This window comes from Micromonospora parathelypteridis (assembly GCF_014201145.1).
Classification (GTDB): Bacteria; Actinomycetota; Actinomycetes; order Mycobacteriales; family Micromonosporaceae; genus Micromonospora; species Micromonospora parathelypteridis.
Genome location: NZ_JACHDP010000001.1, coordinates 3,169,140 through 3,191,729, shown reverse-complemented (window position 1 = coordinate 3,191,729; position 22,590 = coordinate 3,169,140). Strand labels below are relative to the sequence as shown.

Below are 22,590 nucleotides of genomic sequence, written 5' to 3'. Positions count from 1 at the left end.
ATGCCGCTGCCGCAGCCGAGGCTGCCGCGTTGGAGGCGGTCTCGGTCATCGAGGCGGCAGAGGAGATTCCGGAACCAGCGCCCGAGCCGATTCCCGGTGCCGAGCAGACCGCCGGCGACCCGGCGCCCTCTGCCAATCCCGTTACCCCGGACACCGGCACCGGCACCGACACCGACACCGGCACCGGCACCGACACCGACACCGACACCGACACCGACACCGACACCGACACGAACACCGGATCGGACACGGCCGCCGGTGCCGACTCCACGGCCGCCGTCACCGATCCACCGGGTGAACCCGCTCGGTCGGCCTCTGCCACGAACGTGGCGAGCGACGCGCCCGCCACCTCAGCGCCCACCACGCCAGCTTCCGGCACGGCAGTGTCCGCCACTCAAGCCTCCGGCCCCGTCGGCAAGCTGGGGTCGTTCACCGCAGGATCCGCAGTCCTCGACGGCCCCGCAGTCCCTCGTCAGCGGACGGGCGAGACCGATGACGAGGCCGCCACCGACGCGGCCAATGAGGCCGTCAACCAAACCGCCCCGAACGGCGGCACCCGGGACAGCGGCACCCCGGCCAGCCGCAACCCGGGTGCGGCACCTGCGGCAACCGCACACACCAACGGCCCGGACACCCCTGACGCACGCACCACCCGCTGACACAGTGGGCCGACCATGAAGGTGGCGACCCTCATGGTCGGCCGACGGGCAGCACTGCGCCGCAGCCGAAGCGTTGGCGAGTAGGTCAGGGAGTGGTGAGGCGTGCCGCTGCTCGGGCGACCAGGGTGCCGAGGAGTCGGCCAAAGTCCAGCCCCGCCGCCTGCACGGCGAGCGGCAGCAGCGACGTCTCCGTCATGCCCGGCGAGACGTTGACCTCCAGCACGTGCGGCTGCCCGGCGGCATCCACGATCACGTCGACGCGAGATAGATCGCGCAGACCGAGCGCGGTGTGCGCCTCGAGGGCCACGTCAGCGACAGTGGCGGCCACCTCGGGGGCCAGCCGGGCCGGAGCGTGCCAGGTGGTCCGTCCAGCCGTGTAGCGGGCGGCATAGTCGTACACGCCGTTGCGCGGCACGATCTCCACCGGCGGCAGCGCCTGTGGCCCGTCGCCGAGGTCGACCACGGAGACCGCTACGTCCATGCCGGGCACGTACCGCTCCACCAGGGCCGTGGAGTCGTAACTGAAGCAACCCACCATTGCCGCGGGCAACGCAGCGGCGTCCCGGACCACCGCGCCACCCAGCCCCGACCCGCCCTGTGCCGGCTTGACCATCAGGGGCAGGCCCAGTCGGTCGACGATCCGATCCAGTACGGCGACCGCGCCGAGCTCGGAGAAGCGATCGTGCGGGAGGGCCACCCAGTCCGGGGTGGGGATGCCCGCCTCGCGGAGCACCGCCTTGGCCGACGGCTTGTCCCAGGCGACTCGGGAGGCCCTGGCGTCGCAGCCGACGTACGGGATGTCGCACAGGTCCAGCACACCGCGCAGCGAGCCGTCCTCGCCGGTGGCGCCGTGCAGCGCGATGACCACGGCATCCGGTGGGTCAGCGGCCAGCGCCGGCAGCAGGGCCACGTCGGCGTCCCGTAGTTCGGCCTCCACCCCGACGGCGCGCAGCGCGTCGAGCACCCGGCGACCGGAGCGCAGTGAGACGTCCCGTTCGTAGGAGAGCCCACCCGCGAGCACCACAACACGCAGGTCGGCCGAGACGGCGGAATCGGTCACGAGGAGGCGCTCGGCAGCGGTCGTACCCATGCCGGCATCATGCCAAGTCGGGCCCTGGCACGTCGGAGCCGGCCTGGCCGCGACGGCCGGTGGCACCGCCCACGGCACCGAAGACCCGGCGCATCGCGATCTCCTGCTCCATCACACCGGCGAGCCGGCGGACGCCCTCACGGATCCGCTCCGGGGGTGGGAAGCTGAAATTCAACCGCATGGCGCCGGTGCCGGTGCCGTCGGCGTAGAAGCCGGTGCCGGGCACGTAGGCGACCCGGGCGGCGACCGCTCGCGGCATCATGGCCTTCGAGTCGAGCCCGTCGGGCAGGGTGGCCCACACGAAGAGACCGCCGGCCGGGGTGGTCCAGCTGGTGCCTTCGGGCATCAGGTCGGCCATCGCGTCGAGCAGGGCGTCCCGGCGTTCCCGGTAGACCTCCCGGTAGACCTTGAGCTGCTGCCGCCACGGCATCGTGCTCAGGTAGGTGGCGACCGCGGCCTGGGCGTAACCACTGGGGCAGAGGATCTGCGCTTCGCTGGCGATGACCAGCTTGTCGCGCACCGCGTGCGGCGCCAGGATCCAGCCGACCCGCAGCCCCGGCGCGAAGGTCTTGGAGAAGGTGCTGAGGTAGAAGACCCCGTCCCGACGCCGGGCCCGCAGCGGCGCCGGCGCCTCACCCTCGAAACCCAACTGACCGTACGGGTCGTCCTCGACCACGAGCAGGCCGGCGCGTTCGCAGATGTCGAGCACCCGTTCCCGGCGCTCCTCGCTGAGCGTCACGCCGGTCGGGTTCTGGTAGGTGGGGATCGTGTAGAGGAACTTCACCCGTCGACCCGCGCGGGCCAGGTCGGCGATGGCCGACTCCAGCGCCTCCGGGATCAGCCCGTCCGCATCCATCGGGACGTGCACGACCTGCGCCTGGGCGGCCTGGAACACTCCAAGCGCACCGACGTACGTCGGCCCCTCGGCGAGCACCACGTCACCCGGGTCGAGGAAGAGTCGGGCCACCAGGTCCAGTGCCTGCTGCCCGCCGACGGTGACCACGACGTCCTCCGGGGAGGCGCCACACGCGGCGTCGATCCCGGAAAGCGACATCACCTCGCAGATCCGCTCGCGCAGCTCGAGGGTGCCCTGACCGATGCCGTACTGCAGGGTGGTCACGCCGTGCTCGGAGCCGAGTCGGCCGAGCATCTCACCGACCGCGTCCAGCGGAAGCGCGGCGATGTACGGGGCGCCACCAGCGAGCGAGACGACCTCCGGACGACTGGCCACCGCGAACAATGCTCGAATCTCGGAGGCGGTCATGCCACGTACCCGCCGGGCGTACCGGTCGGTGTAGTCGTCGAGCGTCGTGCCGGTCATGACCTCACCTCGATCGCTGCTCGGGTGGCTCCCGCCCCGGGTACCCCATCCGCCGGTGACCATGGCGGCGGGACACCGATTGTCGATCCTAGTCCGCCAGAGCCACGCTGACGGCGTGCCAAGACGGATCGACCACATGGCGGACCGTCCTGGGCGTCCCCCGGTGTGGTGGCCATCTGCGCGTCCCCTCCCGCATCACCGATCGGCGGCGTACGATCGCTCGTCGGGGGCAGGAAGGCGGCGCGGTCGTTCCATGCCGGTCTTACCACCGAGCCTATTGTGGGGATGCGCCATATGTCGCGACGTCTGGTCAGCCTGACCCTCGATACGTTGGAAGACCTCCCTCGCCCGTGCCGGCAGTGCGTCTACTGGGAGCTTGATCCGGTCTCCGCGGACCGGGCCTGTGCCGCTGGCGACCCGGGTCTGGAGAAGGAGGCGTGGGTCTCCCAGACGTTGCTGGAGTGGGGCTCCTGCGGCAAGCTCGCGTACGTCGACGGCATGCCGGCGGGCTTCGTGATGTACGCCCCGCCGGCCTACGTGCCCCGCTCGATGGCGTTCCCGACCTCGCCGGTCTCCGCTGACGCCGCACTGCTGATGACCGCCAACGTGGTCGCCGCGTTCGCCGGTGGCGGGCTGGGCCGGATGCTGGTGCAGGGCGTCGCCCGGGACCTGACCAAGCGGGGGATCAAGGCCATCGAGGCGTTCGGCGACGCCAAGTTCGGCGATGCGGACGACCCCGCCGGTGGCTGTGTGGCACCTGTCGACTTCTTCCTCTCGGTGGGGTTCAAGACGGTACGTCCGCATCCGCGTTTCCCCCGGCTGCGCCTTGAGCTGCGTACCGCGCTGAGCTGGAAGTCCGACGTCGAGTACGCGCTGGAGAAGCTGCTCGGCTCGATGAGCCCGGAGACCCTGCTCCGCCCGGTCCGTCCCACCCCGGCTACCCGCTCCACCAACGGCTGACTACTGAGCTCGCAGCGGATCAGTCGACCACGGTGCCGGCGGTGACGACGGCGCGCAGTTCGCTGACGTCCAGCGAGCCGGTTGGAACGTCCCGTTCGATCGGGTAGTACATCCGTTGCACCGCGGCCACGATCGCCTCCACCGCCCGGTCCCGGAAGCGGGGGTCGACCAGCTGGGCGCGGTCCGTGGGCGAGGTGAGGTAGCCGACCTCGATCCGGACGGCGGGCATCCGCGTCAGTCGCAGCAGGTCCCAGGTCTTGGCGTGGGTGCGGCAGTCCCGCAGCCCGGTCCGGGCGACGATCTCCCGCTGCACCAGCCCGGCCAGGCGTTCACCGGTCGCGGACGTCACCCCGTTGTCGGTGCCGTAGTGGTAGGTCGCGACGCCCTCCGCAGCCGGGTTGGCGTGGCCGTCCAGGTGCAACGAGATGAACACGTCGGCGCCCAGCGAATTGGCCAGCAGGGCCCGGTCGGCGTCCGGCAGGCATCTGTCGGGCGATGGGCCCCGGGTGAGCTGCACCCGCACCCCGGTCGCGGCGAGGCGCCCCTCCAGCCGGCTGGCCAGGTCATGCATCAGGTCCGCCTCGGTCCAGCGCAGCGACCCGTCGGGCACCACCACGCCAGGGTCGGTGCCCCCGTGCCCCGGGTCGATGACCACCGTCTTGCCGACCAAAGCCGGTCCGGACTGGCGGATAGCGTCAGATTCGCGTAGCCACTGCGGGCGGCCACCGACCACCTTGCGGCCGATCCGGCGCAGCGCGTTCATGGTGTGCGGGCCGCAGGAGCCGTCGGGAGTGAGGCCGACCTCGCGTTGGAACTGGGCCACGGCCCGGGAGGTCCGGATGCCGTAGATGGCGTCCGCCCGGCCCACGTCGTACCCCATCTCCAGCAGTCGCTCCTGCAGCGACCGGACGTCCTCGCCGCTGAGCGGGTCGGGAACCGCGTGGTAGAGGGTGCGGGCGCCGAGCCGCCAGCGGGCGGCGTCCAAGGCGCGCCAGGTTTCCGCCCCGACCCGGCCGTCCACGCTGAGCCCCCGGGACTGCTGGAACGCGCGGACCGCGCGCTCGGCGTCGAGGTCGAACTCGTCGGTGTGCGGACCGGCGACGGTGAGCAGGTCGAGGCCGGTCAGGATGCTGCGGATCTCCGTGACCGCGGGTCCCCGGTCACCGGGTCGGATCGGACGCACGCACGACCCCCTCTGCACGACGCTGGCTGGCCGGGCGGCCCAGGCTTGAGGCTATGCGTTCCAGGGCGGCGAGGTGGCTCGGGCCAGAAAAACGTCGACCGGGCGGCCGGGAAGACACCGAACCCCGCACCCGGCGAGCGGGTACGGGGTTCGGTGGATGTTTCTGCTGGTCAGAGGGCCGATTCGATGAGTCGGACCAGCTCACCCTTCGGCTTGGCGCCGGCGATCGACTGCACCGGCTGGCCGTTCTTGAAGACGGTGAGCGTCGGCACCGACATCACCCGGTAGGCCCGGGCGGTCTCGGGGTTCTCGTCGATGTTGAGCTTGACGATGGTGACCTGGTCGCCCATCTCGCCGGCGATCTCCTCGAGCAGCGGCGACACCTTGCGGCACGGCCCGCACCACTCGGCCCAGAAGTCCACCAGAACCGGCTTGTCGGCCTGCAGCACGTCGGCGATGAAACTCGCGTCGGTGACCGCCTTGGTCTTTCCCACTATGCCCCTCCTCCGGGATGTGTTCTGTTGCTTCAGCTGAGCGTCGCGATGAACCGCTCGGCGTCGAGCGCGGCGGCACAACCGGTGCCGGCCGCGGTGATCGCCTGACGGTAGGTGTGGTCGACCACGTCGCCGGCGGCGAAGACGCCGGGCACGCTGGTGCGGGTGCCGGGGGCCTGGACCTTCACGTAGCCCTCGTCGTCCAGCTCGACCTGGTCACGGAAGAGTTCGCTGCGGGGGTCGTGACCGATGGCCACGAAGACGCCGGTGACGTCCAGCACCTTGGTCTCGCCGGTGTGCACGTTGCGGACCCGTACGCCGGTGACCTTGCCGTCGTCGCCGAGGATCTCCTCGACGGTGCTGTTCCACTCGACCTTGATCTTCTCGTTGCTCAGCGCCCGGTCGGCCATGATCTTGCTGGCCCGGAACGAGTCGCGCCGGTGGATGATGGTGACCGATTCGGCGAAGCGGGTGAGGAAGGTGGCCTCCTCCATCGCCGAGTCACCGCCACCGACGACCACGATCTGCTGGTTGCGGAAGAAGAAGCCGTCACAGGTGGCGCACGCCGAGACGCCGTGGCCGAGGAACTCCTGCTCACCAGGCACGCCCAGCGGACGCCAGGCCGAACCGGTGGAAAGGATGATGGATCGGGCGCGGTAGGCGGTCTCGCCAACCCAGACGGTGCTCACCGCACCGGAGCCGGCGTCGCCGGTGTCCACCAGCTCGACGCGGGTCACGTCGTCGGTGAGGAACTCGGCGCCGAACCGCTCGGCCTGCTTGCGCATGTTGTCCATCAGCTCGGGGCCGAGGATGCCGTCGGCGAAGCCGGGGAAGTTTTCCACCTCGGTCGTGGTCATCAGCGCGCCACCGGACTGCACGCCCTCAATGATCAGCGGCTTCAGGTTGGCGCGTGCGGCGTAGACCGCCGCTGTGTAGCCGGCCGGCCCGGAGCCGATGATGATCAGGTTGCGGACCTCGTCCACTGCCGTCTCCCGAGTTGTGTGTGTTCGGCGTCGGCGCGAGCACCGATGCTGATCCGAGTTGCCGACGCCTGGGTGGGGCCGGCAGCTGACTTCCAGAACGTCATCGTACGAACCGGGGATTCCCGAGCCGGGCATCCGGTGGGTCAGGTCACGTGGGCGGTCTACGTGCCGTTGACCGTGGATTCACCCTACCCGCGCTGAATACCGGCTGTCCGAGCCGGACCCAGGCACTCCGCACTCCGGGCCGCTCACCCAGGCCCAGCGGGCCCCGGTCGCGTCGGTGAATCGGATGACCAGCGCCTGTTCGCCCCGGAACCGCGCGTAGTCGATCACCTCGACCACCAGCGGGGCGGATCCGTGCTCCTCCGCCACGTCGGCCAGGCAGGTGGTCAGCGCGGCCTCCGTGGTAAGCCGGGCCATCTGTTCCAGCCCGTTGGGCGAAGCACGTCGATCCTCCTCGGCGCCCACCTCCGGCTGGGTGCCGAGCGTGCTGCCGGTGGCCCGGCTGGGGGCCGGTCTGCTCTGCGCGTCAGCGCCCTGCGTGTCGCCGAGGGTCTGCGGGGTGTAGTCCGTACCGCTGTGCAGTGCCGGCCCGGTGGTGCGGACCGCCCCCGCCGCCGCGACGCCCTCGGGTGCGCTGGCCGGGCGGTCCAGGGCGCTGCCGGCGGTGTCCGTTGCGCTCCTCGACAGTTGGTTGAGGCCCAGCGCGACCGCGACGACGGCGATCGCCGCGGCGGCCACCGGCGCGCCCCGGCGGGCCCAGCCGCGCCGTCGACGACCCGGTCCGGTGGGCGCCCGGCGACCCGACCCGGCCGGCGTGGAGACGGTTGGCCGGCGACCAGCCCCGCCCTGCACCGGCACGACCGGCGGCGTGGCGTCGTTGCCAGGCGGGTCGACCTCAGGAGCGGCGGTGGCGTTCTCGTCGGTCGAGGTGTCTTTCGGGATCGGTCCCGCGGCGGCCAGCGCGGCGAAGAGTCGGTCGGCGGTTGCCTGCGGCATCTCGGGCGACGGCTCGGCCCAGCGGGCCAGGTCCGCACGGACCTCCGTCAGCGCGGGAGCCAGCAGCGCGTACGCCTCGGCCCAGGCCGGGTCCGTGGACACCAGCTGGGCGACCTCCTCCTGCTGCGGGGTGCCGTCCAACGCCCCGCCGAGGTAGTCAGCGAGGAGGTCGTCGTCGACCTCCCGGAACCCCTCGGTCGTCACGTGTCCTCCTGGTTGGCGTCCCGCCGGTACCGGCCCGACCCCGATCCGACGCCCTCGGCCGGGCCGGGGTTCCCTGGCGTGACGTCCGGCACCTCCCTGGTCGGGCTGGTCGGGTCCGGTCGGGCTGAGAGCGTCGTGGCGACGGCAGGGCGAAGATGCCCGAGCAGCACCGCGAGCTTGGCTCGCCCCCGGGCGCACCGGCTCTTCACCGTCCCCTCGGCGACGCCGAGGATCCGGGCGACCTCGGCGACCGGGTAGCCCTGCACGTCCACCAGCACCAGGGCGGCGCGTTGCTCAAGGGGCAGCGCGGCGAGCGCCTCGCGGACCACCAGCGCGGTGTCGTGGTCCTGCGTGGGTGCGGTCGGCTCCACACCGCCGATGCCCGAGCCGGCCTCCGCCCGGTTGCCGTCCGGAAGCGGCACGGTCGGGTGTGCCTGCCGGCGACGGATCCGGTCCAGGCAGGCGTTCACCACGATGCGGTGCAGCCAGGTGGTGACGGCCGAGTCGCCTCGGAACCGGCCGGCCGCCCGGTGCGCGGAGAGCAACGCGTCCTGGAGTGCGTCGGCGGCCTCCTCACGGTCGCCGAGCGTACGCAGGGCGACCGCCCAGAGCCGGTCGCGGTGCCGGTGGAACAGCTCGGCGAAAGCGTGCTGGTCGCCATCGACGTGGGCACGCAGCAGCTCCAGATCCGAAGCGGCGGCGTGCCCGTCCATCACCACGCCCTGCGGATGCGGTGCCACGGTGAAGATGCCGGGCTCACGACCCCTGGACCGTGATCTCCTGGACGTCGACCTGGAAGCCCCGCTCGCTGGCCGGCAACTCGGTGATCCAGAACAGCAGGTACTGGTATTTCGCGTCGGCGTCGAAGCCGTCGAATGCCATGGTCGTGCCGTCGTGGTCCACGAATGGCTGCCCGATGGCGGTCTTCTCGGTCTTGTAGTTGGCCATCAGTTGCTTGTCGCCGTTGGAGGTCGACGGCGGGTTGACCGTGCCGGTGAGAAGCTGGGCGGAGGCACCGCGAGCCGACAGCACGGCCTGCACCGACTTGACGGTGTGTGGCGCGCCGAGATCCAGCCAGATCCCCATGCCGGACTTCTGGTTGCCGAACTTGGCGGCCGTGTACGTGTCGGTGCCCCAGCCCTTGTCCGGGTCGCCGTCGATCACCTTGTCGGCGCCGCCCAGCTCATCGCGCTTCTGGCTGTCCGGGTCGATGATCCGGACGCCCTGCACGGGCAGCTTGCGGACGGTGGCGGCGGCCGGGGTGGCATCGCCGGCCGGGGCGCTCGAAGACGGAGCGGGGCTCTGGCTCGCCTGCGGGTCCTTGTCGCCCAGCGTGCTGATCCCGATCAGCAGACCGACCAGGGCGACCGCCAGCAGGCCGGCGATGCCCACGGCGACCTTGCGACCACCGGCCGCGGCCAACGGCGACGGCTCTTCCTCGGTGTCGGCGGCGAACCGGAGCGGGCCGCTGTTTTCGAGGTAGTGCTCCTCCTCGGCCGGCACGTCCAGTCGGGCCAACTCGGCGGCGAGCACATCGGAGGACGGCGGCGCGATCTCGGCGTCGAGCAGATCCATGGTCAGGTCGTCGAGGTACGCGGGCACACCCGCCCGGATCTGACGAGGCGCCGCGAGGGCACCTCCGGCGTCGCGAACGGCGTCCGGGATGGCGGCACGGCCATGGCCGGCGGTGGCACCGTGCAGCGGTGCCTCGGCGTGCGGCCAGTAGCCGGTCAGGGCGAAGTAGAGGACGCCGCCGACTGCCCGGATGTCGTTCTCCTGGCTGTCGGCGCCATCGGTGCGCGCGTCGGCCAGGACCACACGGCCCTCGTCGCTGATCATGACGGTGCCGGGGTGGACGTTGCCGTGCACCATGCCGGTGGCGTGCACCGCGGCGAGTGCGCTCGCGACGGCGTTGCCGATCGCGGTGGCGCGGGCCGGGTCCAGCGGACCATCGGTCGCCAGGTCGCGCAGGGACTGCCCGTCGACCCACTCGCGCACCACGTACGCCCGGTCGGCCTCGTCGATCGCGTCGTAGACGCCGACAAGGTTGGGGTGGATGACCCGGCTCGCCGCGACGGCGGCCTGAAGCATTTCGGTGGCGGAGTCGCCACCCGGGTAGCGCAGCACCACCGCGACGGGACGGCGCAGGATGACATCGACCCCGCGCCAGACCAGCCGACCCGCGCTGTCGTTGTTGATGTGCTCAACCAGTTCGTAACGCTCGGCGAGGACTTCACCGGCCGTGGGAGCACCGAAGGTCATGACCGGAGGAGCGCTTTCGTCTGCCTCCTGACCCTCGCCGACCTGGGTCACCCGTCCTCCCTCGGTGATCGTGTCGATCGATGGACCCGAACTGCTGGGCATGTGGCTTCCCGCTCTGCCGTTGAAGGAACCGGCCGACCGGTGTCGACGCGCAGCGTCGGCCCCTGCCGTACCCGTCGAGAGCGACCTTACCCGGGTTGCCCGTCTCCCCGACATGTCATCTTCCCGCCGTAACCGGCGGGCTTCCGGCAGTCGAAGAACTCGTCCGGTTACGACCGTTGTCAGCCACGTTGCTGGCACATGTACTAGCTAATCTACGGCTTCACCGCAAGTGACCGACGCCGGGGCCGGGCTGTTGGGAAGCTCCCACCAACAGGCATGTTCCCGCCGATCGGCTTGCCACGCTCAGCCGTACGGTTGGTTATCCACAGGACGATGCGGTGGTTGACCGGCGAATCGCGGAGTTATCCACAGGTGTGTCCCCAGCCTGGTGATCCGCGGTCACGGTCCGTGTAACTGTCAACTTTTTTGTCACCGAATGTTGCCGGTCAGCGACCGAGGCGGCGGCGGACCATGCCGACCACCTCGGTGATCTCTCCGATCCGCAGCAGCATGGCCAGACCCAGGTAGGTCCCGCCGATCACCGCGCCACCAACGACGAGCTGGATTGCCGCCTCGATCCAGCTCGGCTTGTCGCCGCCGGGCAGTAGGGCGATCACCAGCCATCCGATCAGCGCCGCGCCGAGTGCGGCGACCACGACCCGGCCGAGGGTGCGCATGATGGCGCCCAGGCCGATCCGGCCGACCCGAGGCCGGAGCAGCCAGGCCGAGCCGACCGCCGCCGCCAGGTAGGAGACCGCGTTGCCGATCATCATTCCGGCCGCCGCGAAGTGCGCGGCGAACGCGGCGAAGAGCACGATCTGTACGCCGACCCGCAGCGCCACCACCGGGATGTTGATCAGAGCGGGGGTGCGGGTGTCCGGCAGCGCGTAGAAGGCAAAGGTGAAGAGCTGACTGATCGCGAACGGCACCAGGGCAATCGCGGCGGCCAGCAGAACGGTGGACGTGGCCGTCGCGTTCTCGGCGCTGAACGCGCCGTACCTGAAGACCACGACCGAGATCGGGGTGGACAGCACCGCGTAGCAGACCGCGATCGGCGCGAGCACGGCTGTCACCATCCGGACACCCCGGGAGAGGTCGGCGGTGACGTCGTGGAAGCGCCCGTCCGCCGCGGCGGCGGCCATCCGGGGCATCAGCGCGGTGATGATCGAGACGGCGATGATGCCGTGCGCCATCATCAGCAGCAGGAAGACGTTGTTGTAGATGAGGATGCCGGCCTGATCCTCACCCGCAGCCCGGGTGAGGAGGTTGACCACCACGAAGAGACCGAGCTGGTTGACGGCCACGTAGCAGAACATCCAGGCGCCGAGCTTGGCCAGCTCGCGCAGCCCCAGCTCGCGGAAGTCGAACCGCCACCGCCACCGGAAGCCGACCTTGCGCAACGCCGGCAGCAGCCCGGCGGTCTGCACCGCCACGCCGAGCAGGGTGCCGCCACCGACCAGCAGGATCCGGCCGGCGCCCATCTCCGACGGCTGCAGCCCCTTCGCCCCGTAGACCAGGATGTAGAGACCGAAGACGCCGATCACCACCAGGTTGTTGAGGATTGGCGCCCACATCGGCGCGGCGAAGTGGCCCCGGGTGTTCAGTACTGCGGCGATCAACGCGCTGACGCCGGTGAAGAAGAGCATCGGCAGGATCAGCCACGACAGGTGGGTGATCAGTCCGGTGTAGGCCTCGTCCTTGCCGCTGGCGTAGATGGCGGTCAGTGAGGACGCCGACGCCACGGCGATCAGGGCCGCGGCGGCCAGCGCCAGCACCGCGAGGGTGAGCAGCCGTTGGGCGTACGCCTCGCCCCGGTCGGCGTCGCTCTTGCGTCGGCGCACCAGCACCGGGATCAGCACGCTGGTGAGCACCCCGCCGAGCAGGAACTCGTACACCTGGTTGGGGAGGAATATGGCGGTCGTGTACGCGTTGCCGATCAGGTTGCCGAGGGCGGCACCGATCATCAGGTTCCGGATGAAGCCGGTGCCCCGGCTCACCAGACTGCCGACCGCCATGATCGCGCTGTTCGCGGCGGCGCTGGTCTCGCCAACGACCTCCGGCGGGGGTGCCGTGCCCTCCACCGCAGGCTGATTCAGCGGCTCCGCGGAGATGAAGATCGCCCCGTCAGCCGGCGGCACGTTGCCGTCCGGCGTGGCGTTGGCGCTGCGGTAGAGCCCGCCGCTCATCTCCAGCCTCCCAGGGGGTATGTCGAGCCGGGCACCGACCCGCACGCCACAGACCTTAGTCAACCGCCACCCGTTACCCGCGCCCGGCGGATCGGATCACACCTCGGCCCGATAGGCTGGCGATCCCATGTCCGAAGCCTCCGCTCCCCACGCCGCCGACCGCCGCGAACTCACCGCCGCGCAGCGCAACGCCGTTGCCGAACTGCTCCGGGTCTCCCCGGTCGCCGACGAGTTGGGCCACCGGTTCGTCCGTGCCGGCCACGAGTTGCACCTGGTGGGCGGTTCGGTGCGGGATGCCCTGCTCGGCCGACTCGGTGACGACCTGGATTTCTGCACCGACGCGCACCCGGACGAGACCCTGCGGATCCTCAAGGGCTGGGCCGAGTCGATCTGGGAGACCGGTCGGGAGTTCGGCACCATCGGCGCTCAGCGCGACGGCCTCCAGTTGGAGATCACCACCTTCCGCGCGGAGTCGTACGACCAGGTCAGTCGCAACCCCGTGGTGGTGTACGGCACCAGCCTCGACGAAGACCTCAAGAGGCGTGACTTCACGATCAATGCGATGGCGGTCAGCCTGCCGGAGCACCGGTTCACCGACCCGCACGGCGGGCTGGACGACCTCTCGGCCAAGGTGATCCGTACACCGAGCACCCCTGGTGAGTCGTTCGGTGACGACCCGTTGCGGATGCTGCGGGCCGCCCGGTTCGCCGCGCAGTTGCGCTTTGCCGTGCACCCGGACGTGCACACGGCGATGACCGAGATGGCCGCCGACCTGGACCGGATCACCGCCGAGCGGATCCGCGACGAGTTCACCAAGCTGCTGTGCGGCGCCGACCCGATCACCGGGCTGCGGCTGCTGGTCGACACCGGGCTGGCCGAGCGGTTCCTGCCCGAGCTGACCGGCCTGAAGCTGGAGATCGACGAGCACGCCCAGCACAAGGACGTCTACGAGCACACGCTGACGGTCGTCGAGAACGCGGTCTCCTACGAGGAGGAGGGCTGCGACTTCATCCTGCGGATGGCCGCCCTCCTGCACGACGCGGGCAAGCCGGCGACGAAGGCGGTCGGGTCCGACGGTCGGGTCAGCTTCCACCACCACGAGGTGGTCGGCGCCCGGCTCACCAAGGCTCGGATGAAGGCGATGCGCTACCCGAAGGAGGTCACCGCCAAGGTGACCGCGCTGGTCGCGCTGCATCTGCGCTTCTACGGGTACGGGCGGGGCGAGTGGACCGACTCGGCGGTGCGCCGCTATGTCGCCGATGCCGGCGACCTGCTGCCTCGACTGCACAAGCTGACCCGCTCGGACTGCACGACCCGTAACCGGCGCAAGGCCGCCCAGCTCGCCGCAGACTACGACGCGCTGGAGGATCGGATCGCCCGGATCGCGGCCGAGGAGGACCTGGCCCGCGTCCGGCCCGACCTGGACGGCAACGCGATCATGGAGTTGCTGGGCGTACCGCCGGGGCCGGTGGTCGGGCGGGCCTGGAAGCACCTCAAGGAGCAGCGCCTCGAACACGGCCCGTTGGACCGGGACGCCGCCGAGGCGGAGCTGCTGCGCTGGGCCCGTGCCGAGGGCCTGATCGAGTAGCTGCCGGGCCGACAGGCCCGTGCCGTCGTCCGGCGACACCTCTGCAAGGCGCGACGGGCGCCGCCCCCGAGGTGGGGAGCAGCGCCCGTCGGCGTACGGCGGGTCAGCGGGTCTCGACGGCCGTTCCGTCCACGGCGGTGGTGCCCTTGCCACCCGAGGTGCTGTTGCCGCTCGCGCTGGACGCCGAACCGAGCCGGCCCAGCAGACCGGCCAGATCGATGCCGGTCAGGTCGCTGCCGAGTTGGAGCCCCTGGGCGACGTTCCCGGCCACCGACTTCGTCAGCGACGAGGCACCGTCGGTGGAGATGACGGTCATCTTGTCGATCGCCCCGATCGGCGCGCTGGCCGCCTGAACCACCTGCGGCAGCACCTTGACCAGCAGGTCCAGCACCGCCGCCTCCCCGTACGCGGCGAACGCCTCGGCCTTGCGCGCCATCGCGTCGGCCTCGGCCTCACCCTTCGCGAGAATTGCCGCGGCCTCGGCCTGACCTTCCCGCTCCACCGCCTCGGCGATCGCGGAGCGCCGACGCTGCTCGGCCTCACCTTCCTTGGCGCCCTCGATTGCGTTCGCCTCGGCGAGCGCGGCACGCCGGGCCCGCTCGCCCTCACCGGTGAGTCGGGCCTGCTCGGCGGAGGCCTGCGCGGCGGCGATGACCGCCTGCCGCTGTGCGTCCGCGTGCAGCACCGCCGCGTTGCGGGACGCCTCGGCCTCCTGCTCCACCTTGTACCGGGCCGCGTCGGCCGGCTTGCGCACCTCGGTGTCCAGTTGGCGCTGCTTGAGTTCGGCGTTGCGCTCGGCGACCTTCTGCTGCTCGGAGAGGATCGCCTGGTCCCGCTCCGCCTGGGCGAGGGGCCCGGCGGCGGCGGACTTCGCCTTCGCCGCGTCGATCTCGGCCTGGATGCCGGCCTGCTTGAGGGCCAGGTTCCGATTCGCCTCGGCGATGGCCTCCTCGGCGAGCAGCCGCTCCTGCTCGGCCTGCTGCCGAGCCCGAGCCTCGGCGATCGCCGCGTCCTTGAGCACCCGGGCGGCCTCGGGCCGGCCCAGGTCCTGAAGGTAGGACCCCTCGGCGAGGATGTCCTGCAGCTGGAAGGTGTCCAGCACCAGGCCCTGGTTGGTCATCGAGTGCTCGGCCTCCTCCGCGACGGCGCTGGCGAACGCCGCCCGGTCCCGGATGACCTCCTCCACGGTGAGCCGACCGACGATCGAGCGCAGCGCGCCGGCCAACACCTCCCGGGTGAAGTTGTCGATCTCGTCCTGCTGGTGCAGGAACCGCTGGGCGGCGGCCCGGATCGCGTCCTCGGTGCCGCCGACCTTGACGATCGCCACACCGTGCAGGTCCGCGCGGATGCCCTGCTTGCTCACCGCGCCCCGGATGCCGACGTCGATTCGCCGACTGGACAGGTCGAGCGACTGGAGCTTCTGCACCACCGGCAGTACGAAGACCGAGGCGCCCAGCACGACCTTCTGCCCGGAGTTGTCGGTGGAGCGGCCGCCGTCGGCGGTCTGGGTGGTGCGGCCCTTGCGGCCGGTGACGATGAACGCCTCGTTCGGCCCGGCGACCTTGATCCGGGAGAGCACGAAGAGCACCAGGATGAGCGCGAGGAGGACCGCGCCGCCGATGGCGATTAACAGGGCCATAAGGAGTCCCGTCTGCGAGGAGGAGGTCAGTAGGCCTCGACGTGCACGCTGGTTTCGCTGAGCGCCTGCACGACGAAGACCTGGGTGCCGATCGGTATTGGCTGATCGGCGCGAGCGCTGAGTTTGACCGGTTGGCCGGCGAGGCGTACCCGGACCTCGCCGTAGCCGTCGACCGGCACCGGGGTGACGACCAGGCCGATCGCACCGACCAGGTCGTGGCGGGTGGGGGTGGGGTCGGTGCGCATGTTCCGTGCCGCCCGGCTCAGCCGGGACGCCAACCAGCCGGCCGGCACGGCCGCGAGCACGCCGCCGACCGCCGCGCCGACGACCATCCCCGGTGTACGCGCACCGAGCAGCTCGTTGACGATGGCCCCGCCGAACCCGAACGCTCCGGCGAAACCGGCGACCGTCTCGACCGAGATCGGACCGTCCACGTCGGCGTGCCCGAACTGGAACAGCTCGGTGCCGAGCAGAGCGAGCGCGAGCACTCCGATGCCCGCTCCGCCGATGATCAGAAAGATGAGCGTCCCCGTTGCCACGACCTGGACGGTATCGACATCTCGCAAGGTTCAACGGCCCAGTAGGCGGGCCAGAGGGAACGTCAGCGCGACTGGGACAATGGGTGGATGCACTGGTCTGTGCTCGACTCACCGATCGGCGAATTCTCCGTGGCCACCGACGGCGCGAGCGTGTGCGGCACGCACTTCGGGCGGGTGGACACGGCGACCGACGAGCCGAACGGGGTGCTGTCCCGGCAGGCCGTCGCCGAGCTGCGGGCCTACTTCGCCGGTGAGTTGACCGCGTTCACCGTCCCGGTGTCGATGCCGCGCGGCTCCGACTTCGAGCGCGCCGTGTGGCGGGAGATGACCCTCATTCCGTACGGGGAGACGTTGACGTACGGCGAGGTGGCGCGCCTGGTCGGCGATCCCGGGGCGGCCCGGGCGGTCGGCGTGGCGTGCAACCGCAACCCGGTGCCGGTCATCGTGCCGTGTCACCGGATCGTCGGGGTCGGCGGCAAGCTGGTCGGGTTCGGTGGAGGCCTGCCCCGCAAGGTCAAGCTGCTGGAGTTGGAGGCCGGGGTCGCCCTGCGACACGCCTGGTCCTGAGCCCGAGCCCTGCCTTGCGACATGCCTGCTCCAGCCCTGCCCAGCCCAGCCCCGCGCGTGATCGACTCCACCTCGCCGATGTGGCGGTTTCAGGTCGCTCTGATGCCGCCACATCGGCGATACGGAGTCGATCACGCCACCGCCACCGCCACCGCCTCCGGTGACGGGGCCCGGGCCGTACCTGGAGATCTCGGAGCTGAACGCGGCGAGGGCCGGGTCCATTCGGACCCGGCCCTCGGCCGTGCTTGGTGCTCAGCGGGTCAGCGCTCGACCTCGCCGGCGATGAACTCCTCGACAGCCTGGTGGGCGTCGTGGTCGGCGTACTGCACCGGCGGGGACTTCATGAAGTACGACGAGGCCGACAGGATCGGTCCGGCGATCTTCCGGTCCAGCGCGATCTTCGCGGCCCGGACCGCGTCGATGATGACGCCGGCCGAGTTCGGCGAGTCCCACACCTCGAGCTTGAGCTCGGCGTTGAGGGGGGTGTCACCGAACGAACGGCCCTCCAGGCGGATGTACGCCCACTTGCGGTCGTCCAGCCACGGCACGTGGTCCGACGGGCCGATGTGCACGTCGCTCTTGCTCATCTCGTGCGGGATCTGCGAGGTGACCGACTGGGTCTTCGAGATCTTCTTCGAGACCAGCCGCTTGCGCTCCAGCATGTTCATGAAGTCCATGTTGCCGCCGAAGTTGAGCTGGTACGTGCGCAGCAGCTCGACACCGCGGTCCTCGAAGAGCTTCGCGAGCGCGCGGTGCACGATGGTGGCACCGACCTGGCTCTTGATGTCGTCACCGACGATCGGCAGGCCCGCGTCCTCGAACTTCTTGGCCCACTCGGGGTCGGAGGCGATGAAGACCGGCAGGGCGTTGACGAACGCGCAGCCGGCGTCGATCGCAGCCTGAGCGTAGAACTTGTCGGCCTGCTCGGAACCCACCGGCAGGTAGGAGACGACCACGTCGACCTGCGCGTCACGCAGTGCCTGCGCCACGTCGACCGGCGTGGCGTCGGACTCCTCGACGATCTCGCGGTAGTACTCACCCAGACCATCGAAGGTCGGGCCGCGCTGCACGGACACGCCGGTCGGCGGTACGTCGCAGAGCTTGATGGTGTTGTTCTCGCTGGCGACGATCGCCTCCGCGAGGTCCATGCCCACCTTCTTGGCGTCCACGTCGAACGCCGCGACGAACTGCACGTCAGAGACGTGGTACTCGCCGAAGGTGACGTGCATGAGACCCGGGACGCGGTCGTTCGGGTCGGCGTTCCGGTAGTACTCGACGCCCTGAACCAGGGACGAGGCGCAGTTACCCACACCGACGATGGCGACGCGGACGGAGCCCATAGCGTCTGCCTCCTTCTTTTCTGTCACGGCCGCTCATTCCTGGTCTCTCCAGGCGGAGGCGGGCTGTTGTCTTCTCGTCGGCCGCCGGCTGTCCCGATGTTCGGGACCGTCGGGGCTCGGCCGGAGCGCTCGTTGGCGATGAGCTCCTCCAGCCAGCGGACCTCGCGCTCACAGGCGTCAAGGCCGTGGCGCTGCAGTTCCAGGGTGTAAGCGTCGAGGCGCTCGGCCGCTCGGCCCAGCACGTCACGAAGCCCTTCGCGACGCTCCTCGATCTTGCGGCGGCGACCCTCCAAAATGCGCAGTCGGGTCGCCTGGTCGGTCCGGGCGAAGAACGCGAAGTGCACCCCGAAGCCCGTGTCGTCATACGTCTCGGGCCCGGCCTGTGCGATCAACTGGCCGAAGCGTTCCTTGCCATCCGCGGTGATTTTGTAGACCACCCGACCTCGTCGGCTGGTCAGCGCGGGAACCTCCTCGGCGGTGACGGGTGTCTCAGCAGCTTCGGTGATCCATCCCGCCGCCTGCAGCCTGCGTAGGGTCGGGTAGAGCGAGCCGTAGCTGATTGCCGCCCGGATCGCGCCGAGTTTGGCGGTCAGCTCCTTGCGCAGCTCATAGCCGTGCATCGGAGACTCCTGCAGGAGGCCGAGGATGGCGAACTCAAGCACTGGCCACCCTCTCTTTACCCTCCCGTTTGAAGTGGTAACCGCCGCGATGTATCGGACCGATACATCGCACGTTAGCGGGTCGCGCGGGCCAGGGCAAACCCCCGTTCCGAGATGCTCTCGTCACGGATCGTGAGCGTGGTCGCCTGCTCGGGCCGGACCGCGTACCCTTCTCCGCATGCGTACGCAGCGCCAGGTCGTCGACTACTCGCTTCAGAAGCGAGCAGTGCTGCGTGAGCTGCTGGCCGGCCGGGTCGGCACGTACGACGTCTGCGACGCGTCGCCGTACCTGAAAAACGCCGCTCGGTTCCACGGCGAACCAACCGACCGGCGCTGCCCGATCTGCCGCAGCGAGAACCTGACGCTCGTCCATTACATTTACGGTGACGAGCTCAAGCAGTCAGCCGGGCAGGCCCGGACACTGACCGAGCTGCCCGTGCTGGCGATGACGCTGCGTGAGTTCCAGGTCTTCGTGGTGGAGGTGTGCCTCGGCTGTGACTGGAACCATCTCGTCGAGCAGTACCTGCTCGGCCGGGACGGTCTGACCGGCGACAGCGACGGCACCGGCGAGCAGGACGTGGCGTCCGGCGAAGGTGCGGGTCGGCGGAGGCGAGAGGCGCAACGGTGATCACAGTTGGTTGGACCGGCCCCGGGGCCATCGACAAAACCCGGGACGGCCGACCACTCGTTGGTCCGATTGGCCCCATTGATACGGCAATGACCTCGGTGATGCGGCACCCCCGTGCCGGTGTCCCGGGTGAAGCAACTCACGGCAACCCGGTGGCGGCGCAGTTGCGCCCCACCGCGACCGGCAGGGTGTGAGGAATGAACTCGTACGGCGATCCCAGTTCTGCGCGCGGACGGGCCCAGTACCCGGGCGCGGACGGCGACCCCGGGTCGGGGGCGGACGACGCGTACCGCCGACCCAGCGGTGACTCCCGCGGGAGCGGCTGGTCGGCTTCGGAAGGCGGCGCGGCGACCCCGGGTCGCGCCTCGGTGACGCCACGGGCAACTGGTGGGCGGGCCTCGGTGGGCGGTTCAGCCTCGGTGCCGCCGCGCGGCGCCGCAGCGGCTGGATCCGCCTCGGTGGGTCCGGCAGCCCCGGGCCGAGCAGGGCGGGCGTCGGTGCCGGTGTCGCCGGCACCAGGTGTGGCCGCCGGTCGCGCCGGCGCGGGTCGGGCCTCGGTGCCCGTGTCCCCGGCGCCGGGTGCACCGGCAGGTCGAGCCGTGGTCGGTGCCGCAGCCGTGGGTGCCGCCTCGGTCGGCAGCGCTTCGGCGGGCCGGGCCAGTGTCGGCTCCGCGTCGGTGGGTGGCCGTGCCGCGGTCGCTCGGGCGAGCGTCTCACCGGTCTCCGGTGGCCCGGGTGGGCCCAACGGTCCGGGTGGGCCAAACGGGCCCGGTCGAGGCGGTCGTGGTCCGGGTGGTTCGGGTCCCGCAGGTCGGGCGAAGAAGCGCAAGCGGATGAACCTGCTGATCGCCGCGTTCGCGACCTTCATCATGCTCGCCGGCATCGGCGTGGTCGGGTTCACCTACTACTCGACCAACGTGGTCATGCCCAACGAGATGCCGCTGCCGCTGTCCACCACGGTGTACGCGAAGGACGGCAAGACCCAGTTGGCCAAGCTGGGCAGCGAGAACCGTACCTTCATCACGATCAAGGACATCCCGCAGCACGTGCAGGACGCGGTGGCGGCAGCCGAGGACCGGAACTTCTACCGGCACTCGGGCGTCGACTACAAGGGCATCGTCCGGGCCGGATGGAACAACATCTCCGGTGGTGACAAGCAGGGTGCCTCGACCATCACCCAGCAGTACGCCCGCAACGCGTTCGAGAATCTCCAGGACGACACGTACGGCCGGAAGGTGAAGGAGGCCATCCTCGCCTCCAAGCTGAACGACGCGTACAGCAAGCCGGAGATCATGCAGCACTACCTCAACGTGATCTACTTCGGACGCGGTGCCTACGGCATCGAAGCTGCGGCCCAGACCTACTTCAACAAGGCGGCGAAGGACCTGACCGTGGGCGAGGGCGCGGTGCTCGCGGCGGTCATCAAGCAGCCGGTGGCGAGCGAGACCCACAAGGGGTTCGACCCCGCCGTCAACATGCCCGACGCCAAGGCGCGGTGGGACTACGTGATCAGCGGCATGAAGAAGGAAGGCTGGGTCGACGCCGCCGGGCGGCCCGCGTCGCCGACCGAGTACCCGAAGGTGCTGCCGCCGAAGAAGGGCGGGAACGGGTTCGGTGTCGACAGCCCGCGCGGCAACGTCATCAACTACGTCCGCCAAGAGATGGACGAGATGAACCTCTGCTCCGACACCGGAGAGGAGGGCAAGACGAGCTGCGTGGACGCGCTGCGGGACGGCGGCTACCGGATCACCACCACGATCGACCCGAAGTTGCAGACCGCAGCCGAGAACACGGCGATGCAGTCGAAGAAGGGTTCGGAGCTCAACGACCAGCCGAAGAACCTGATGGCGGCGGTCGTGTCGATCGACCCGTCGAAGGGTCGCGTGCTCGCCTACTACGGCGGTGACAGCGGTGCCGACTTCGACTACGCCGGCAAGAACACCGACAAGAACGGCGACCTGACCGGTGGTCACCAGCCGGGCTCGTCGATGAAGGTGTACACCTTGGCCGCCGCGCTCGAGGCTGGCATCTCGGTCAAGTCGCACTGGGATCCCACGCCGTACAAGCCCAAGGAATCCAGGGACACGATCGGCAACGCCGGCCGTACCAACCTCAAGTGCGGCAAGTGGTGCACCCTCGAAGAGTCGACGGTCCAGTCGTACAACGTGCCCTTCTACTGGGTCGCCGACAAGATCGGTGCCGACAAGGTCGTCGACATGGCCAGGAAGGCCGGCGTGACCACCATGTGGGGCGTCGACCCGCCGCAAGCCTTCGACCTGGCGAAGAAGGGGCCGAACCCCTTCGACCAGTACACCGGTTTCGGTAAGTACCCGATCACCGTGTTCGACCACGCCAACGCCATGGCCACGTTCGCCAACGATGGCAAGTACATCAAGGCCCACTTCGTGGTCAAGGTGGAGCAGCAGGACAAGGACACCGGTAAGTGGAAGGTGGTCGGCAGCGAGCGCATCAAGCCCGAGCAGCGGATCCCCAAGAAGATCACTGACGAGGTCACCGGCGTCCTGAAGCAGATCCCCCGTCCCAACAACATCTCCCTGGAAGACGGCCGTCAGGCCGCCGCCAAGACCGGCACCTGGGAGTACGACAAGGACGACAACTCGCACGCCTGGACGGTCGGCTACACCCCGCAGAACGCGACCGCGGTGTGGGTGGGCAGCCGGGACCCGAAGAAGCCGGAGATCCGGCTCAGCAGCGGCAAGGACATCGGTGGTTCTACTCTCCCGGGCCCGATCTGGGAGAAGTACATGAACGCCGCTCTGAAGGGCCAGGAGGAGATCTCCTTGCCCAGCGTCACCGGCGAGGGTGACGTCACGATGGGCAACGGCGTGGAGCCGGCGGCGCCGCCGCCGCCGCTCTTCCCGGGCGGCCAGCCGCCCTGCGACCCGTTGACCCAGCCGTTCTGCCAGGGCAACCCCGGTGGCAACCCGGGCGGTAATCCTGGGGGCAACCCAGGCGGCAATCCCGGCGGTAACCCCGGCGGTAATCCCGGCGGCGGCGGCGGTGGTGGCGGCGGTGGAGTGCTGCCCGGCCTGCCACCCAACCGGGACTGACCCGCACCACTGCATGACGCCGCCGCCGGCCGGACGACCTGTTCCGGCCGGCGGCGGCGTTTTGCTACCGGGATCTCCGCGCCGGGACGGGACGGACACCCCTGTCGTACGGCAGG

18 protein-coding genes are annotated in these 22,590 nt (G+C 70.2%); 5 read left to right on the top strand and 13 right to left on the bottom strand.

Annotation, left to right across the window (positions count from 1 at the left end):
• Positions 1 to 744: 744 nt before the first annotated feature.
• Positions 745 to 1,749, bottom strand: a complete 1,005-nt coding sequence (locus HNR20_RS14255; protein WP_184180016.1) for a D-alanine--D-alanine ligase family protein — start codon at positions 1,747 to 1,749, stop codon at positions 745 to 747.
• A gap of 7 nt (positions 1,750 to 1,756) precedes the next feature.
• Positions 1,757 to 3,070 (bottom strand): aminotransferase-like domain-containing protein, encoded by a 1,314-nt coding sequence (locus HNR20_RS14250; protein WP_184180013.1) that lies wholly within the window; start codon positions 3,068 to 3,070, stop codon positions 1,757 to 1,759.
• 294 nt (positions 3,071 to 3,364) lie between these two features.
• On the opposite strand from HNR20_RS14250, the gene HNR20_RS14245 reads away from it, so the two are divergent.
• Positions 3,365 to 4,030, top strand: coding sequence for a GNAT family N-acetyltransferase (locus HNR20_RS14245; RefSeq protein ID WP_184180011.1), 666 nt, complete (start codon positions 3,365 to 3,367; stop codon positions 4,028 to 4,030).
• Between the two features lie 19 nt (positions 4,031 to 4,049).
• On the opposite strand, the gene HNR20_RS14240 is transcribed toward HNR20_RS14245, so the two are convergent.
• The 7 genes from HNR20_RS14240 to murJ all read right to left on the bottom strand — a co-directional run bounded on the left by HNR20_RS14240 (position 4,050) and on the right by murJ (position 12,443).
• Positions 4,050 to 5,213 carry an N-acetylmuramoyl-L-alanine amidase gene (locus HNR20_RS14240; protein ID WP_184180008.1) on the bottom strand — a complete coding sequence of 388 codons (1,164 nt, stop codon included), beginning with the start codon at positions 5,211 to 5,213 and terminating at the stop codon, positions 4,050 to 4,052.
• A gap of 170 nt (positions 5,214 to 5,383) precedes the next feature.
• Entirely contained in the window at positions 5,384 to 5,707 is a 324-nt protein-coding gene (gene trxA / locus HNR20_RS14235) for a thioredoxin (protein ID WP_184180006.1), read from the bottom strand.
• 32 nt (positions 5,708 to 5,739) lie between these two features.
• Positions 5,740 to 6,690, bottom strand: coding sequence for a thioredoxin-disulfide reductase (gene trxB, locus HNR20_RS14230; protein WP_110564830.1), 951 nt, complete (start codon positions 6,688 to 6,690; stop codon positions 5,740 to 5,742).
• A 183-nt stretch (positions 6,691 to 6,873) separates the two neighbouring features.
• Positions 6,874 to 7,893 carry an RsmA family anti-sigma factor gene (locus HNR20_RS14225; protein WP_184180003.1) on the bottom strand — a complete coding sequence of 340 codons (1,020 nt, stop codon included), beginning with the start codon at positions 7,891 to 7,893 and terminating at the stop codon, positions 6,874 to 6,876.
• Complete coding sequence (sigM, locus tag HNR20_RS14220; protein ID WP_184188456.1) at positions 7,890 to 8,606, bottom strand: RNA polymerase sigma factor SigM; 717 nt, start codon at positions 8,604 to 8,606, stop codon at positions 7,890 to 7,892. The genes HNR20_RS14225 and sigM overlap by 4 nt, the downstream gene beginning before the upstream one ends.
• Positions 8,607 to 8,649: 43 nt before the next feature.
• On the bottom strand, positions 8,650 to 10,257 hold the full coding sequence (locus HNR20_RS14215) for a protein kinase family protein (protein ID WP_184180000.1): 1,608 nt from the start codon (positions 10,255 to 10,257) through the stop codon (positions 8,650 to 8,652).
• A 446-nt stretch (positions 10,258 to 10,703) separates the two neighbouring features.
• Positions 10,704 to 12,443, bottom strand: a complete 1,740-nt coding sequence (gene murJ, locus HNR20_RS14210; RefSeq protein WP_184188454.1) for a murein biosynthesis integral membrane protein MurJ — start codon at positions 12,441 to 12,443, stop codon at positions 10,704 to 10,706.
• A gap of 127 nt (positions 12,444 to 12,570) precedes the next feature.
• Here murJ and HNR20_RS14205 point away from each other — a divergent pair, with 127 nt between their 5' ends.
• Complete coding sequence (locus HNR20_RS14205; protein WP_184179997.1) at positions 12,571 to 14,031, top strand: CCA tRNA nucleotidyltransferase; 1,461 nt, start codon at positions 12,571 to 12,573, stop codon at positions 14,029 to 14,031.
• Positions 14,032 to 14,134: 103 nt separating this feature from the next.
• On the opposite strand, the gene HNR20_RS14200 is transcribed toward HNR20_RS14205, so the two are convergent.
• On the bottom strand, positions 14,135 to 15,670 hold the full coding sequence (locus tag HNR20_RS14200) for a flotillin family protein (protein ID WP_184179994.1): 1,536 nt from the start codon (positions 15,668 to 15,670) through the stop codon (positions 14,135 to 14,137).
• A 26-nt stretch (positions 15,671 to 15,696) separates the two neighbouring features.
• Entirely contained in the window at positions 15,697 to 16,209 is a 513-nt protein-coding gene (locus HNR20_RS14195) for an NfeD C-terminal domain-containing protein (RefSeq protein ID WP_229687028.1), read from the bottom strand.
• 87 nt (positions 16,210 to 16,296) lie between these two features.
• Here HNR20_RS14195 and HNR20_RS14190 point away from each other — a divergent pair, with 87 nt between their 5' ends.
• Entirely contained in the window at positions 16,297 to 16,776 is a 480-nt protein-coding gene (locus HNR20_RS14190; RefSeq protein WP_184179988.1) for a methylated-DNA--[protein]-cysteine S-methyltransferase, read from the top strand.
• A gap of 260 nt (positions 16,777 to 17,036) precedes the next feature.
• On the opposite strand, the gene HNR20_RS14185 is transcribed toward HNR20_RS14190, so the two are convergent.
• The gene (locus HNR20_RS14185) at positions 17,037 to 18,116 is read right to left on the bottom strand and encodes an inositol-3-phosphate synthase (protein WP_184179985.1); all 1,080 of its coding nucleotides are present in this window, start codon (positions 18,114 to 18,116) and stop codon (positions 17,037 to 17,039) included.
• A 23-nt stretch (positions 18,117 to 18,139) separates the two neighbouring features.
• Positions 18,140 to 18,778 carry a PadR family transcriptional regulator gene (locus HNR20_RS14180; protein ID WP_184179982.1) on the bottom strand — a complete coding sequence of 213 codons (639 nt, stop codon included), beginning with the start codon at positions 18,776 to 18,778 and terminating at the stop codon, positions 18,140 to 18,142.
• Positions 18,779 to 18,953: 175 nt separating this feature from the next.
• Here HNR20_RS14180 and HNR20_RS14175 point away from each other — a divergent pair, with 175 nt between their 5' ends.
• Both HNR20_RS14175 and HNR20_RS14170 read left to right on the top strand, forming a co-directional pair.
• Positions 18,954 to 19,403, top strand: a complete 450-nt coding sequence (locus HNR20_RS14175) for a DUF5318 domain-containing protein (protein WP_184179979.1) — start codon at positions 18,954 to 18,956, stop codon at positions 19,401 to 19,403.
• 197 nt (positions 19,404 to 19,600) lie between these two features.
• Positions 19,601 to 22,474 carry a transglycosylase domain-containing protein gene (locus HNR20_RS14170; protein WP_184179976.1) on the top strand — a complete coding sequence of 958 codons (2,874 nt, stop codon included), beginning with the start codon at positions 19,601 to 19,603 and terminating at the stop codon, positions 22,472 to 22,474.
• The last annotated feature ends 116 nt before the right edge of the window (positions 22,475 to 22,590 follow it).

Bases quoted from the DNA above. Each gene is read 5' to 3' on its own strand.
- HNR20_RS14205 (WP_184179997.1), top strand. From the start codon at position 12,571: ATGTCCGAAGCCTCCGCTCCCCACGCCGCCGACCGCCGCGAACTCACC.
- HNR20_RS14170 (WP_184179976.1), top strand. From the start codon at position 19,601: ATGAACTCGTACGGCGATCCCAGTTCTGCGCGCGGACGGGCCCAGTAC.
- murJ (WP_184188454.1), bottom strand. From the start codon at position 12,443: ATGAGCGGCGGGCTCTACCGCAGCGCCAACGCCACGCCGGACGGCAAC.
- HNR20_RS14215 (WP_184180000.1), bottom strand. From the start codon at position 10,257: ATGCCCAGCAGTTCGGGTCCATCGATCGACACGATCACCGAGGGAGGA.
- HNR20_RS14255 (WP_184180016.1), bottom strand. From the start codon at position 1,749: ATGGGTACGACCGCTGCCGAGCGCCTCCTCGTGACCGATTCCGCCGTC.
- HNR20_RS14245 (WP_184180011.1), top strand. From the start codon at position 3,365: ATGTCGCGACGTCTGGTCAGCCTGACCCTCGATACGTTGGAAGACCTC.
- HNR20_RS14175 (WP_184179979.1), top strand. From the start codon at position 18,954: ATGCGTACGCAGCGCCAGGTCGTCGACTACTCGCTTCAGAAGCGAGCA.
- sigM (WP_184188456.1), bottom strand. From the start codon at position 8,606: ATGGACGGGCACGCCGCCGCTTCGGATCTGGAGCTGCTGCGTGCCCAC.
- HNR20_RS14185 (WP_184179985.1), bottom strand. From the start codon at position 18,116: ATGGGCTCCGTCCGCGTCGCCATCGTCGGTGTGGGTAACTGCGCCTCG.
- HNR20_RS14200 (WP_184179994.1), bottom strand. From the start codon at position 15,670: ATGGCCCTGTTAATCGCCATCGGCGGCGCGGTCCTCCTCGCGCTCATC.
- HNR20_RS14250 (WP_184180013.1), bottom strand. From the start codon at position 3,070: ATGACCGGCACGACGCTCGACGACTACACCGACCGGTACGCCCGGCGG.
- HNR20_RS14190 (WP_184179988.1), top strand. From the start codon at position 16,297: ATGCACTGGTCTGTGCTCGACTCACCGATCGGCGAATTCTCCGTGGCC.